The sequence below is a fragment of the Nonomuraea sp. NPDC049421 genome (genome assembly GCF_040677005.1).
GTDB classification, from domain to species: domain Bacteria; phylum Actinomycetota; class Actinomycetes; order Streptosporangiales; family Streptosporangiaceae; genus Nonomuraea; species Nonomuraea salmonea.
The window spans coordinates 45,848-59,161 of sequence record NZ_JBFAQA010000026.1 but is presented as its reverse complement, the minus strand read 5'-3'; the positions used below and the strand labels follow the sequence as shown (position 1 = coordinate 59,161).

The following is a 13,314-nucleotide window of genomic DNA, read 5'->3' as shown; positions in this document are numbered from 1 at the left end:
CATGCACGCTGCGCGCTGCGCCAACTGCGGACGACCGAACCGGGTTCCCGACTCCGCCTCGGGAACGCCCCGCTGCGGCAACTGCCACCAGCCGCTGCCGTGGATCATCGACGCCGGCGACAGCACCTTCGCGCAGGTCGCCGAACAGGCCGACCTGCCGGTGCTCGTCGACTTCTGGGCGGAATGGTGCGGGCCGTGCCGGATGGTCACGCCCGCGCTCGAACAACTCGCCCAAGAGCTGGCGGGACGGGTGAAACTCGTCAAGGTCGACGTGGACCGGTCTCCGGCCCTCTCGCAGCGCTTCGCGATCACCGGCATTCCGGCGCTCATGATGCTCAACGAGGGCCGCGTCGTGGCGCAACGCGTCGGCGCGGCCCCGGTGCCCCAGCTGCGCGAATGGGTCGAGCACACGCTGAGGACGCCGTCATGACGCAGCCGGAGGCCACCCTGCCCGAGACACCGGACCTGTACGGGGCCTATCCCCGGCTGGACGAGCGGCGCATCGCGGACCTGTCGCGGTGCGGAGAGCGCAGATCCGTCTCGCCCGGCGAGGCCCTCTACCGGGAAGGCGAACCGGTCAGCGAGTTCATCGTGATCCTGCGCGGCACGGTGGCCACGATCGAAGGGTACGGCAGCGAGCAGGAACGCACGATCGCCGTCCACGGCCCCGGGCGTTTCCTCGGCGAGCTGGGCCTGCTCACCCGCCAGATCGGATTTCTGACCGCGCTCGTGCGGGAGCCCGGCGAGATCCTGGCCGTCGAAGCTGACCAGGTGTGCACGCTGGTGGCCGATGATCCCGCGTTCGGTGACCTCGTCCTGCGCGCCTACCTGACCCGCCGTACCCTGCTGATCGGCATGGACGCCGGGTTCCGTATCATCGGCTCCCGCTACTCGCCCGATGCCCGCCGACTGCGCGAGTTCGCCACCCGCAACAGGCTCCCGCACCGGTGGATCGACCTGGAGGAGGACGAGGAGGCGGAGGCACTGCTGCGCCGGCTCGGCGTCTCCCCGCAGGAGACGCCGGTCGTGATCTGGCACGGAGACCAGGTGCTGCGCAACCCGACCGCCGCCACGCTGGCCAAGACCATCGGCCCGCCCGCACCGCGGCCCGGCAACGGCGTGTGCGACCTGATCGTCGTGGGCGCGGGCCCGGCCGGCCTGGCCGCGAGCGTTTACGGGGCCTCGGAGGGCCTGACCACGGTCGTGCTCGACGCGGTCGCCACGGGCGGCCAGGCGAGCACCTCCTCCCGTATCGAGAACTATCTCGGCTTCCCGTCGGGCATCTCGGGCGCCGAGCTCGCCGAACGCGCCGTCATCCAGGCGACCAAGTTCGGCGCCCGGCTGACCGTACCGGCCGAGGCGAGCGGGCTGGAGTCCGACAACGGCCATTACAAGGTGCTCGTCGAAGGCGGGCCCGCCGTGCAGGGCCACGCCGTGCTCATCGCCACCGGCGCTCGCTACCGCAAACTCAACGTTCCCGACCTGGCGAAGTACGAAGGCTGCGGCGTCTACTACGCCGCGACGCCGTTCGAGCTGCGCATGTGCCGGCAGGCGCCAGTGGTCATCGTCGGCGGCGGCAATTCCGCGGGCCAGGCGGCACTTTACCTGGCCAGGAACGCCTCGTCGGTGCACATGCTCGTCCGCGGCGGCGATCTCAGCGAGAGCATGTCCCGCTACCTCATCGACGCGATCAACCGGACACCCGGCATCGCGATCATGTTCCACACCGAGGTACGCGAACTGCTAGGGGACGGCTCCCTGCGGGCCGTCCGCGCCCAGAACAACCAGACGGGGCACCCCATCGAGATCGAGTCCATCGCGCTGTTCGTGTTCATCGGCGCGGATCCGCACACCGGCTGGCTGGCGGGCGCCGTCGCGCTGGACGAACGGGGCTTCGTCACCACGGGGGAAGGTTCGTCGCACGGGGAGGCCCTTCCCCTGGAGACCGGGCGGCCCGGCGTGTTCGCCGTCGGGGACGCTCGCAGCGGGTCGGTCAAACGGGTCGCGTCCGCGGTCGGGGAGGGCGCCATGGCGGTTCGCCTGCTGCACGAAAGATTCTCCATGACAGGGCATCGACAGCAAGGACGGTGATCCAGATGTCAGTGATCGCGATTTCCAGGTTCGAGCACTTCTTCCGCGCCGCCGCAGGACTGGACGTGGACAAGTCCGACCTCAAACGATACAGCGACTTCATCAACCGGAAGCTGTACGACATGCTCGTCGTCGCCGAGGCCGCCGCGAAGTCGAACAGGCGCGACATCATCGAATTCTGGGACCTGCCCATCACCAAAGGACTGCAGGAGAGCATCAACGACTTCCGGGATCTGAACGAGAAGCTGGAACTGGCCCCGATCCTGGCCGAGCTGAGGGCGCTGCCGCCGCTCGACCTGTCGCTCAGCGAGGAGACCGAGTCGCGGTTGCCGTGTGTGGCGGGCGGGCTCTCCCTGGCGCTCGCCAAGGCGCTCACCATCGTTCATCCCGCGCTGAAGAACCCGGCCACCGAGCACTGGAGCCGAGTGACCAGGCTCTTCGACCTGCTGTTGTGATCAGGCGGGCTCACACAGTGAGGACCACCTTGTTGCATTCGTCCTGCTTGTTCTTGAACAGATCGAACGCGTGTGGTGCCTTGTTGAGCGGCATGCGGTGTGAGATGACGAAGCTGGGGTCGATCTCGCCCGCGCGGATTCGCTGGAGCAGTGGCTCGGTGTAGCGCTGCACGTGGCACTGGCCGGTGCGGATGGTCAGGGACCGGTTCATGACACTGCCCATCGGGAACTTGTCGACGAATCCACCGTAGACGCCGATGACGGAGACCACGCCGCCGTTGCGGCAGGCCATGATGGCCTCGCGCAGCACGTAGGGCCGTTCGGTCTCCATCCGGGCGGCCTGCTTGGTGCGGTCGTAGGCGTACATGGCCGGGGTCGGGTGGTGGGCCTCCATGCCGACGGCGTCGATGCAGGCGTCGGGGCCACGCCCGCCGGTCATGTCGCGCAGCGCGTCCAGCACGTTGACCTTCTCGTAGTTGAGTACCTCGGCGCCGGTGCGCTGGGCCCGCCGCAGCCGGTACGGGAAGCGGTCGATGACGATGACCCGGTCGGCGCCGAGCAGGAACGCGCTGGCCGCGGCGAACTGCCCGACCGGACCCGCGCCCCAGATCGCGATCGTCTGGCCCGGCTTGATGTCGCACATCTCCGCGCCCATGAAGCCGGTGGGGAAGATGTCCGACAGGAACAGCACCTTCTCGTCCGGCAGGTCGTCCTCGATCTTGATGGGGCCGACGTCGGCGAACGGCACCCGCACGTACTCGGCCTGCCCGCCCGGGAAGCCGCCCAGCATGTGGGAGTAGCCGAAGATGCCGGCGGGCGCGTGACCCATCAGCTTCTCGGCCATCCCGGCGTTGGGATTGGAGTTCTCGCACACCGAGTACAGACCGTCCTGGCAGGCGAAGCAGGCGCCGCAGGCGATCGGGAACGGCACCACCACGCGATCTCCGGCGCGCAGGTTGCGCACGCCGGGGCCGACCTCGACGACCTCGCCCATGAACTCGTGGCCGAGGACGTCGCCCTTCTTGACGGTCGGGATGTAGCCGTCGACGAGGTGCAGATCGGAGCCGCAGATCGCGGTGGAGGTGACGCGGAGGATCGCGTCGCGCGCGTTGAGGATCTGCGGGTCCGGGACGTCTTGGATCTCCAGGCGGTTGCGGCCCGCCCACACGTTGGCCTTCATGCCCGTCCTCCGATCGGTTGTGCGGGACGCTGGTGGAGCTGGCGCCGGGCGCGGTGGCCCTCCGGGCTGCCCTCGGAGCGCACCACCTCGCCGGTCTCCATGACCTGCTTGAAGCGGCGCAGGTCGTCGCGGACCTGCTGCTCGGGGTGCTCGCCGAACATCCGGGTGACGGCGGCGGCGAGCCGGCGGTGGCCGGGGGCGCCGTACTCCAGCGAGACGTCCACGACGGTGCCACGCCCGCCGGGACCGTCGGTGAAGCTGACCAGGCCGGCGGTGGCGATGCCGGTGCCGGGCACCGAGCGCCAGGCGATCAGGTCGCCGCCCCGCTCGTCGATGATCTCGGCCTCCCATTCCAGATCGACGATCGGGCCCTTGGCCCTCCAGCGGAAGCGGCGTTGATTGATGGCGCGCACCGAGTCCAGGTGGATCATGAAGGTGGGCAGGTTCTCCAGCTCCCGCCAGAAGCGGTAGGCCTCCTCGCGTGGCTTGTTGATGGTGATGGAGGCGCGCACCTGCAGCGGGCTCTTGGCCTTGGCGGTGCCGCCCCGGGCGCAGGCGGCGTCCAGGGCGGTGAGCCCGGCGACGGCGCCGAGCGTGGCCAGGGCGCGGGTGCGCCGTGCGCCGGTGCGGTTGGCGGCGGCCCTGCCCAGGACGCCCAGGTCCATCGTGTCGCCGGCGAGCCTGGTCCACGCCCACTTGGCGGGGTTCTTGGCGCCGAGCAGCAGCGCGGCGTGCAGAAGCTCGCGCCCGCCGACGAGTCTGGCGACGGTCGTGGCTCTCGGCGCGTCGTCGACGCCGCACAAGCGGGTCACGGCCCTGGGCGCCACCAGTTGCGCCGCGCCCAGAGCGAGGCTGGTCCACCCGAGCGCACGGGCGAATCTGTCGGTCATCATGCGTCCTAACGCAGGTTGTGATGGGTACGTGCGTACGCCGCAGGCGGCCCCCGGTCTGCTGACGCCCCCGCGTGCTCCGTTCCTTGCCCCTGACAAACCGGATGACACCAGCGAACTCAAGCATCGGCCAGCGCCGACGCCAGCTCGACGATGCATGTGCCGCACGACTGCGGGTACTCGGTTGCGGGGTCCACCCGGCTACCGGCGAGGAGCACCATGGCCATCAGCGAGCGGCATCGGCCGGAGGTCGTCGTCGGGCTTGTGGCGACCCCGCCGGACTACGCGGCGGAGGTCGTCGCCCGGCTCGCCGCCGAACTGGCCGACCGGCTCGCCGAGCGGGTCAATCCGAACGTGCAGTGGACCATCCGGCAAGGATGGGGTGACGTGGCGCCGCGGCGCGACGGCGGCGTTGAGGCACTGCTGGACGACGTCGCCCGCCGGCGCGCCGACGCCCAGTGGGACGTGGCGATCTGCCTGACCGACCTACCGCTGCACACCGAGCGGCAGCCGCTGATCGCGCAGACGTCCGCCCAGCGCCGGGTTGCGGCGGTGTCCCTGCCCGCGCTGGGGCTGCGCCAGCTGCCGGCGCTCCGCGCCGCCCTCCCGGATCTCGTGGGCCGGCTCCTGCCCGACGTCTCCCAGGAGTGGACGCCGCTGCCCGGCACAGCGACCGGACTGACCGGCCAGGTCACCGCCGTTCAGGGGGTGGTCGGCGAGGCGGCTGCCGGGGAGCTGGGTTACGTCGCCTCGCCGCTGATCGGACGCATGCGACTGCTGAGCGGAATGGTTCGGGCCAACCGCCCGGGGCGCGCCTTGCTCGGCCTGTCCAAACTGCTGGCCGGCGCCTTTGCCACGGCCGCGATCTCCCTCACCTCCAACACCGTCTGGGAGATGGGCGACGCGCTGGGCGGACTCCGTCTCACCATCATCATGCTCCTTGCGCTGACCGCGCTGGTGACCTGGCTGATCGTCGCGCACCACCTGTGGGAGAAACCCGACCGGGAGACACCGGCCGGGCTGGCCCGGCTGTTCAACCTGGCCACGATCTTCACCCTCACCCTGGCCGCCGCGGTGTCCTATCTGGTGCTGTTCGCCGGAACGATACTCGTCACGGCACTGCTCATCGAGACATCCGTGCTGGCGGACACCCTGAAGCGGCCGGTCCATCCCACCGACTACCTGAACCTGACCTGGATCATCAGCTCGCTGGCCACCGTCGGTGGCACGATCGGCTCCGGATTGGAGGACGAGGACACGGTACGCGCCGCCGCCTACGGCTACCATCCCGACCCCGGCGGCCGGCGGGACGAGCAGCACGCGTGATCTCCTCCTCGGAGGTCTTGCCTCTGGCTGACAGCCGGCGGGGTCGCACCTGTCCCGATCGGCGAAGATGGCGACCAGCAGGCCAACGGGTAGTCCGCCGTCACAGGGGGCGGAAGTGCTGGTCAAGGTGAGGGTCTGCCCCCAAGATCCTATGATGAATCATAATTCCCGTATTGAGCTTCATAAATGCCCGATCGAGGCGAACCCGGCCAGGTGACCTCCGGACGGGTACCGGAAGGTCTTTCGGCCCGTCCCCGCGAGACTTTCCGCCCTCACCCGCAGCCGCCGCTCGGTCGAGGCTGGAGTCAGGACAGCGAGAAGGGGGGCGTCACCATGAACATCACCGAGGAAGAGCGCGTCAGGACCTTCGCCGGCACGCTCAAGACCCTGCTGCACGAGGGTAACGTGCGGCGGATCGTCGTCAAGGACGCGTACGGGCGTACCGTGATGGACGTCCCGCTGGCGGCGGGGGCGGTGGCGTTCGTCGCCGCGCCGTTGGTGACCGTGGTGGCGGGCCTGACCGCCGTCGCCGCCGGCTGGACCATCGACGTCCAGCGGCCAGGGCAGGACCCTGGACCAGCCGCAGCCGTGCGCGACGACGAGAGCGCGACACCGGCGGTGTGGGCCCCACGCTGGTGTGGGGCCCCAACGGGCATGGCCGAAGGTGGACGGGTTCGGGACGTTCGGCGGTACCGCGAGGCGCCGGCCCGCGCCATGCTGAGGTCAGGAGCTCTCGCGGAGAAGAGATGATGACGATGCTCCCGATCCGCCCCCTCATCGCCACCGCGATGGTGGCCAGCGCCACGGGCCTGCTCGCCGTACCGGCGCAGGCCACGCAACAGGCGGCCACCCCCACTTTGGTGGACGTCCGAGCCGCGCACCAGCCCGGCCTTGACCGGCTGGTCTTCGAGTTCAGCGGCCGGGCTCCGGCGCAGCGCGACGTGCGCTACGTGTCCCGGCTGATCGCCGACGGGTCCGGGCGGCCGGTCAGCGCGGTCGGCGACGCGCTGCTCCAGGTCCGCTTCAGGCCGGCCGACGGCCACAACCGGCAGGGCCGCCCCACGTACGGGCCCGCCCGCAAGACCTATGCGCTGCCCGGCGTCATCCAGGTCGTCAAGACCGGCGACTTCGAGGGCACGCTCACGTTCGGTGTCGGCCTCGCCAGGCGCGTGCCATACCGGGTCTACACGCTCACCCGGCCGAGCAGGGTCGTCGTCGACCTCGCCACGCCCTACCGGACGATGCCGGTGCGCGACTACTTCCTCAACAGCGCCGACTACAACGCCGGCCGGCGGCCGTACACGACCGCCGTGACCCGCCCGGTGGCGCCCCCGGCGACCGCTTACGGCGCGTTGCAGCGGCTCTTCGCCGGCCCGACCCAGGCCGAGCGCGCGCAGGGGCTGCGCTTCGTCAGCTCCAAGGCCACCGGGTTCAGCAAGCTGACGATCCGGCGCGGGGTCGCCAGGGTCCACCTGACCGGGCCCGTCGCGAGCGGCGGCGCCACGTTCACCATCGCCGACCAGATCCGGCCGACGCTGAAGCAGTTCCCGACGATCAAGTGGGTCAAGATCTACGACGCGGCCGGGCGCACCGAGAACCCAGCAGGGCCCTCGGACTCCATCCCGCAGTCGCTGGAACCGTGACGGCAGTCCTTCGTACCAGGTCCGGGCCGCCCGCACACCGAGCGGTTCGGACCGGACGCGCCCCACGCGTCTGCCCGCGTCGGCGTCACTCGTCCAGGTAGCCCAGTTCCTTCACCTCGCCCGCGACGTTTCGAAGATCTGCCGGGCCGGCCTCTCATCCTGCTTCGCCAGTCGCACCCAAGTGCGGCGACCGGCTGAAGCATGTTCTGGCAGGACTCGGCATGAGGATCCGGCGCCAGGATGGCGGCGGTCCTTCTGACCCATTCACGTGGCACACCGCTATGACGGAATGCGAACGGTGGAGATCGTCCCGGCGCCCGTCATGCCCAGGAGAACGGCCATGTCGATCACCTCCGGTCGCTGTGTCGTCCTTGATGAGCTCAGTCCTCGCTCCGTCCCACCGGTGTGCGCCTGAGGGAACGTTCTCCGAGCAGTGCGACCTGGCTCACGATCAGCGGTGCCTTGCTCAACCCTGACCGAATCCCGCGTGTGGCCGCGATGGTCCACGGCCGACCTCGTGGTGGTGGGCTCGCGCGGCCTGGGCGGGTTCAAGTCCGCGGTGCTGGGCTCGGTCAGCCATGGCGTGCTCTACCACCGGTCTGCCCGGTGGCAGTGGTGCCTCCGGGCAGACCGCGTGCGGCCGCCCACGGAACCCGCTGAAAGGCGCCTCCGGCACCAGCTTCGCCATCGTCGTGCTCGGCCAGTTCGCCGACGCCTTCGCCTGCCGCAGCGAGTCACGCCCGGCTTCCCAAGACGTGGCTCGGACGCCAGGTGGCCTAAGCAGGCGGTTCCGGCACGATCGCGACCGGGCACGGCGCGTGCTGGGAGAGGAAGCTCGCGATGCCGAACGGAGCCGAACTCTTTCTACCGACGACGACCAGCGTGGGCGGCTCGTGCGGCTCACCCTGCTGGATGCAGACCTGCGGATGGTGTGCCGCCGGCTCTCCCACATCGGCGGAGGTGGCGAGAGGCAACTGGCGCAAGGCCGCTTGGATGAGCGCGAACTCGGCCGCCGCTTCGTGCGGCTTGTCATCGGCCAGGACGATCGGGCCCGGCCGGGTTGCCTTGGGCAGCGGGCCGGGGCCGCGTACGACGATCACGGGGCAGTCGGCATGGGCGGCCACGTACCCCGCCACCGAACCGACCACCGCCCTGGGCAGCGCGCTCAACCCCCGCGAGCCGACCACGATGAGCGAAGCCGAACCCGAGAGCTCTACGAGCCGCTGAGCCGCCGGCCCTTCGTACAGCTCGCTCTCCACCTGCACACCGCTGCTGGTGGAGCGGGCGCATTCGGCGCCGTGCCAGAGCACGTGATCGGCGGCCTTGCGCAAATGGGCCTTGGCCTCCTCCTCCGCTTCACCGTACGGCCATTGCCACGCATGGACGACGCTCAGGGGCAGGTGCCGCAGCTCGGCCTCGTCGAGCGCCCAGTCCAGGGCCTGCATCGAGAAGTCCGATCCGTCGTATCCGAGCACGATGTCATTCATGTCGGGTCCCTCCTCTCATGTCCAGCCTCGGCGGCCAGCAGCCGTTCTCCCAGGGCAGAGGGCCCTTCATCGAAAGGCCCTTGGTCACGCGCTGCGTATCACCGCCACGGGGCAGCGGGCGTGGTGGAGCACGCCGCGGCTGACCGAGCCGAGCAGCGCCGCCTTGAGACCGCCGCGTCCGTGCGAGCCCACCACCAGCAGGTCGGCCTGGTCGGAGGCGGCGGTGAGCGCGTCCACCGGGTGCGCGGACGGGGCCTCCTCCAAGACCTTCACCTCCGGGTAGTCGCCCGCGAAGACGCGTACCCGGTCGCTGACCAGCCGATACTGCGCCGCACGTACCTCATCCAGGTCGTACCCGGCACCAGAAACCTGTACCGGCAACTGCCAGGCGTGCAGGACCCGAAGCGTGGCTCCGCGCAGCCGGGCTTGCTCGAAGGCGTAGGCGAGGGCGGGCTCGCACTCGGGCGAGTCGTCCACGCCGACCACGATCTCCCCGCGCACCGGGCGGCGCTCGCCGCGTATCACGACGACCGGGCAGCGCACATGCCCGGCCACCTGCGTGCTCACCGAGCCCAGCAACGCGCCGGCGAACCCGCCGAGGCCGCGGCAGCCGAGCACGATCTCGGTGGCGCCGTTGTCCTGGTCTCGCAGGACGGGGACGGGCAGCCCCTCGACGATCTGGGTCGTCACCTCGATGGAGGGCTGACGTTCGCGGGCGACATCGGCCGCCTCGCGCAGGATCCGCCGCGCCTCACCGGTCAGCATGTCGGGCAGCCATGGGGCGGGGAACTTGTGAATCTGGTACGGCGACCGGTCGACGGCGTGCACGACCCGCAGCGGCACCCGCATGCGGAAGGCATCGTCCGCGGCCCGCTCGACGGCATCCCGTGCGGCGGCTGACCCGTCTGCTCCCACAACGATCATGATGAACGCCTCCTTCGTCACCCCCATGGGACCTCACCCGCCGTGGTCCCTTGCAGGGCCGGAGGTCGGTCGGCTGAGAGTCGAAGGGCCCATCACCAACGAGGGCCATGGGATCCGTCAATCGGTTGGTGCCGGTTCTCCGAGCAGGACGAACTTGCCTGCGACTGGATCGAAGCCGAGGACCGCGTCTTCTCGGCCTCCGCCTTCCGGAGCGATCAGCACCGGCTTGTCGAGTTCGCTCCCGATCGCCCGCAGAAAGGCGCAGAGCGTGTCGACTCCTTCTTGACCTTGCAGTTCATGAAGGTAGAAGCCCTGCTCATGGAGAAAGCGTGCATGGGACCACCCACCACCAGCAGCGTGACCTCGTCGCCCACATGGGCGGGCGCGGCCCCAACCTCCGTCACGTCGGCCGGCATCCCGGTTGGCCGGCCCGTCGGCGACGACCCGCGCGACCTGTTGGGTGTTGCCGTACATCGATTCGTACACGACCAATGCCCTCATGACGCCACTCCTTCCATCTCGCCCCTGCTCTCCTGCGGGCCGCGGCAGGGCGCCCGAGGAGGAAGTCCCATTCGGCAGCGCCGTTGGTCCTCAGCCCGGATCGCCCGGAAGGTTCACGTGGTGAACAGCGTCCGCAGCAGGCGCTTGGCGACCTCGTTGGCCACGACGTACAACGCGGTCAGGGCGGCGAGCGCGCCGAGCACCGGCCACGTCAGCGGCACCAGCCCCAGCAAGCCGCCGACCGGCGTGTAGGGCAGCGCCACCGTCAGCACGGCCACCGCCAGGCTCGTCAGCAGCAGCGGTCTGGACGGGCGGCTGCGGAAGAACGGCCGTGCGGTCCTGAGGACGAGCATGACGGGCCGAGACGCGGGCCACCAGCGCTTCCTCGTCCAGCCGGTCGAGGTCGGCACCGGTCAGCACATCGCCGCCGAGACCCACTTCGCGGGCGATGCGCTCGGCGGCCAGCCGGTTGTCGCCGGTGATCAGGCGAACCGAGATGCCCAGCCCGGCCAGGTTCTGCACCGCTGCGGCGGCGCCGGCTTTGGCGGGGTCGTGAAAGGTGAGCAGGCCCACCAACGTCATTCCCTCCTCGTCCGCCACGGCGGCGGTGGAACGGCCGGGCAGCGCGGCGGTCGCCAGGCCGAGCACGCGGAAACCGTCCCCGCTCAGCTCGGCGAAGCGGCTCAGCACGGCCGCACGCACCGCCTTCAGCGGCACCGTGCCTTCGCCCGTGCGCGCGGTCGCGCAGGCGGCGAGGATCGCCTCCAGGGCCCCCTTCGTCATCAGCGTCGGGGCTCCGGCCTCGTTCACGAGCACCGACAGGCGTTTGCGCTGGAAGTCGTAGGGCACCTCGTCGAGCCGCGATGCCGGGTCGGGTGGGGGCGCGCCTGCGAGGACGGCCTCGTCCAGCGGGTTGGCGAAGCCCTGCTGCAGCCCGGCGTTGAGCCGGGCCAGCCGCAGCACCTCCTCGCTCGGCTCGCCCCCGATGCCGGTCGCGCGATCCAGCCGGATCGCGCCTGCGGTGAGCGTGCCCGTTTTGTCAGTGCACAGAACGGTCATCGCGCCGAAGTCCTCGATCGCGTCCAGGCGCTTGACGATGACGCGCTCGGCGGCCATCTTGCGGGCGCCGGCGGACAGGCTGACGGCCACGATGGCGGGCAACAACTGCGGGGTCAGGCCGACGGCCAGCGCGAAGGAGAACAGCAGCGCGTCCACGATGGGACGCTCCAGCACCACGTTGACGACGAAGATGACGGTGACCAGCACCACCATCGCCCGTACCAGGAGCAGGCCGAAGCGGGTCATCCCGCGCTCGAAGCCGGTGGTGACGTCGCGTCCGGCCAGCTCGGCGGTCACCTCGGCGAACTCGGTCGCGCGCCCGGTGCGTGTCACGGTGGCGGTGGCGGTGCCGCTGGCTACGTGAGTGGCCGCGTAAAGCTCAGACGCGAAGGTCTTCTCCGCGGGGAACGACTCGCCCGTCAGCGCCGACTCGTCCACAAGCAGGCTCTGGGCCCGTTCGACGACGCAGTCGGCCGGGACGATGTCGCCGGCCCGCAGCACCAGCAGGTCGCCCGGGACCACTTCGGCGGCGGGCACGGACACTTCGCGGCCGTCCCTGATCACCTCGGCCTCCACGCGCACGCGGGCCAGCAGGGAGTCGACGGCACTGCCCGCGGAGTGTTCCTGCCAGAATCCGAGCGCGCCGCTCAGGACGATGATCACCAGGATGATGAACCCGTCGGTCAGGTCGCCGAGAACCATGGACAAGGCCGTGGCGGTGATCAGGATGAGCACGATGGGGCTGGTGAACTGGCCAGCAGCAGCCGCAGCCCACGGTGCCCGCGCGGCCCGGCCACCTGGTTCGGCCCGTGCGACCGCAGCCGCCGCCGCGCCTCCGCGCCGGTCAACCCATGGTTCACCGAGTTGTCCACGGTCGCGCCGCCTTTCCGGCGCCATCGACGGGGATGTCACGCTCGCGGCACGCCCCGGGAACCGCTTGCAAGCCGGTCATCTTGCCGACGACCGGCGCCGCCCACGGGATCGGCTTGCGGTGTCGTGACGTGCATGTGAGGGTCATCATGCCCTCCTCCCAGGAACTATCCCAGCACGGCAGTGCCGCCTGCCCGGCTGATGCGACGGACCTGTCGTCCTCGTCACGCATGTCCGAGCACAGCGGAACGCCCGCCCCGGTGGTGCTGGGGGCGGGCGTGTCCCGGTGCGCACTACTTCAGCCAGGCGTGACGCTGCACGATCGGCAGGCCGCCGAGCCCGACGGTGGTACCGGCACCGGCCATCGCCAGGCCGATCAGAACGATGGAGTAGACGATGTGGTCGTCCATGAAGGGGTTGTTGGCCAGGGGCAGCTCGGCCGCCCACATCAGGACCAGCATCAGCGTGCCGGCGACGGCGGCGAGCCTGGCGGCGACGCCGAGGATCAGCGCCAGGCCGACACCGAGCAGGCCGGCCATGAACAGCCAGTCCACCCACACCTGTCCCGCCAGCGCGGAGAAGAGGCCGCCGAGCGCGTTCTCGCCGGTGCCCTTGAGGAACCCGGTCGTCGGGCTACCGCCCGCGATCCAGGCCCGATCCGACGGGGTGGCGAAGCCCCATCCGAACGTCTTGTCCAGGAACGCCCACAGGAAGATCCAGCCGATCGCGATCCGGGCGACTGCCCAGACGTAGTCGACCGGACGGCGTCCCTCGGTGATGGTCGCGCCCGCCTGCCCGGCGGACCTGTCGATCGTGGCGGCCATGACGGCCCCCCTTCCATGGCGGTGTGTCTCGTGCCCTCATCACACCGGGAAGGGCCCGTCCGAG

14 protein-coding genes and 2 pseudogenes are annotated in these 13,314 nt (G+C 70.4%); 7 read left to right on the top strand and 9 right to left on the bottom strand.

What is annotated here, in order from left to right; genetic code table 11:
• The first annotated feature begins 1 nt into the window (after window position 1).
• Genes trxA through AB0K18_RS35550 form a run of 3 tightly spaced genes read left to right on the top strand, consistent with a single transcriptional unit; the run spans window position 2 to window position 2,546 of the window.
• Entirely contained in the window at window positions 2-430 is a 429-nt protein-coding gene (gene trxA, locus AB0K18_RS35560; RefSeq protein ID WP_364923442.1) for a thioredoxin, read from the top strand.
• On the top strand, window positions 427-2,091 hold the full coding sequence (locus AB0K18_RS35555) for an FAD-dependent oxidoreductase (protein ID WP_364923439.1): 1,665 nt from the start codon (window positions 427-429) through the stop codon (window positions 2,089-2,091). Before trxA ends, AB0K18_RS35555 begins: the two co-directional genes overlap by 4 nt.
• A gap of 5 nt (window positions 2,092-2,096) precedes the next feature.
• Window positions 2,097-2,546, top strand: coding sequence for a DUF1931 family protein (locus AB0K18_RS35550; protein ID WP_364923437.1), 450 nt, complete (start codon window positions 2,097-2,099; stop codon window positions 2,544-2,546).
• Between the two features lie 10 nt (window positions 2,547-2,556).
• Here the strand turns inward: AB0K18_RS35550 and AB0K18_RS35545 are convergent, their stop codons facing one another.
• Window positions 2,557-3,726, bottom strand: a complete 1,170-nt coding sequence (locus AB0K18_RS35545) for a zinc-dependent alcohol dehydrogenase (RefSeq protein ID WP_364923434.1) — start codon at window positions 3,724-3,726, stop codon at window positions 2,557-2,559.
• The gene (locus AB0K18_RS35540; RefSeq protein WP_364923431.1) at window positions 3,723-4,619 is read right to left on the bottom strand and encodes an SRPBCC family protein; all 897 of its coding nucleotides are present in this window, start codon (window positions 4,617-4,619) and stop codon (window positions 3,723-3,725) included. Before AB0K18_RS35540 ends, AB0K18_RS35545 begins: the two co-directional genes overlap by 4 nt.
• 216 nt (window positions 4,620-4,835) lie before the next feature.
• Between AB0K18_RS35540 and AB0K18_RS35535 the strand changes: the two genes are divergently transcribed.
• From AB0K18_RS35535 to AB0K18_RS35520, 4 genes and pseudogenes are all read left to right on the top strand, one after another.
• Window positions 4,836-5,942: a hypothetical protein gene (locus tag AB0K18_RS35535; RefSeq protein WP_364923428.1), complete on the top strand. Its 1,107-nt coding sequence runs from the start codon at window positions 4,836-4,838 to the stop codon at window positions 5,940-5,942.
• A gap of 333 nt (window positions 5,943-6,275) precedes the next feature.
• A complete protein-coding gene (locus AB0K18_RS35530; protein ID WP_364923425.1) occupies window positions 6,276-6,692 on the top strand; it encodes a DUF4342 domain-containing protein in 417 nt (138 codons plus the stop codon).
• Window positions 6,689-7,585 carry a GerMN domain-containing protein gene (locus tag AB0K18_RS35525; RefSeq protein ID WP_364923422.1) on the top strand — a complete coding sequence of 299 codons (897 nt, stop codon included), beginning with the start codon at window positions 6,689-6,691 and terminating at the stop codon, window positions 7,583-7,585. The genes AB0K18_RS35530 and AB0K18_RS35525 overlap by 4 nt, the downstream gene beginning before the upstream one ends.
• A 502-nt stretch (window positions 7,586-8,087) precedes the next feature.
• A pseudogene (locus AB0K18_RS35520) lies at window positions 8,088-8,245 on the top strand (universal stress protein); the annotation flags it as partial.
• A 116-nt stretch (window positions 8,246-8,361) separates the two neighbouring features.
• On the opposite strand, the gene AB0K18_RS35515 reads toward AB0K18_RS35520, so the two are convergent.
• The 7 genes and pseudogenes from AB0K18_RS35515 to AB0K18_RS35485 form a co-directional block, all read right to left on the bottom strand.
• Window positions 8,362-9,072 (bottom strand): universal stress protein, encoded by a 711-nt coding sequence (locus AB0K18_RS35515; protein WP_364923419.1) that lies wholly within the window; start codon window positions 9,070-9,072, stop codon window positions 8,362-8,364.
• Window positions 9,073-9,156: 84 nt separating this feature from the next.
• The gene (locus AB0K18_RS35510) at window positions 9,157-9,996 is read right to left on the bottom strand and encodes a universal stress protein (RefSeq protein ID WP_364923416.1); all 840 of its coding nucleotides are present in this window, start codon (window positions 9,994-9,996) and stop codon (window positions 9,157-9,159) included.
• Window positions 9,997-10,113: 117 nt separating this feature from the next.
• Complete coding sequence (locus AB0K18_RS35505) at window positions 10,114-10,497, bottom strand: hypothetical protein (protein WP_364923413.1); 384 nt, start codon at window positions 10,495-10,497, stop codon at window positions 10,114-10,116.
• Between the two features lie 113 nt (window positions 10,498-10,610).
• Window positions 10,611-10,850, bottom strand: coding sequence for a cation transporting ATPase C-terminal domain-containing protein (locus AB0K18_RS35500; protein ID WP_364923721.1), 240 nt, complete (start codon window positions 10,848-10,850; stop codon window positions 10,611-10,613).
• Window positions 10,851-10,932: 82 nt separating this feature from the next.
• A pseudogene (locus tag AB0K18_RS35495) lies at window positions 10,933-12,258 on the bottom strand (HAD-IC family P-type ATPase); the annotation flags it as partial.
• A gap of 20 nt (window positions 12,259-12,278) precedes the next feature.
• Window positions 12,279-12,416 (bottom strand): cation-transporting P-type ATPase, encoded by a 138-nt coding sequence (locus tag AB0K18_RS35490; protein ID WP_364923411.1) that lies wholly within the window; start codon window positions 12,414-12,416, stop codon window positions 12,279-12,281.
• Window positions 12,417-12,719: 303 nt separating this feature from the next.
• Complete coding sequence (locus AB0K18_RS35485) at window positions 12,720-13,250, bottom strand: hypothetical protein (RefSeq protein ID WP_364923408.1); 531 nt, start codon at window positions 13,248-13,250, stop codon at window positions 12,720-12,722.
• Window positions 13,251-13,314 lie beyond the last annotated feature (64 nt).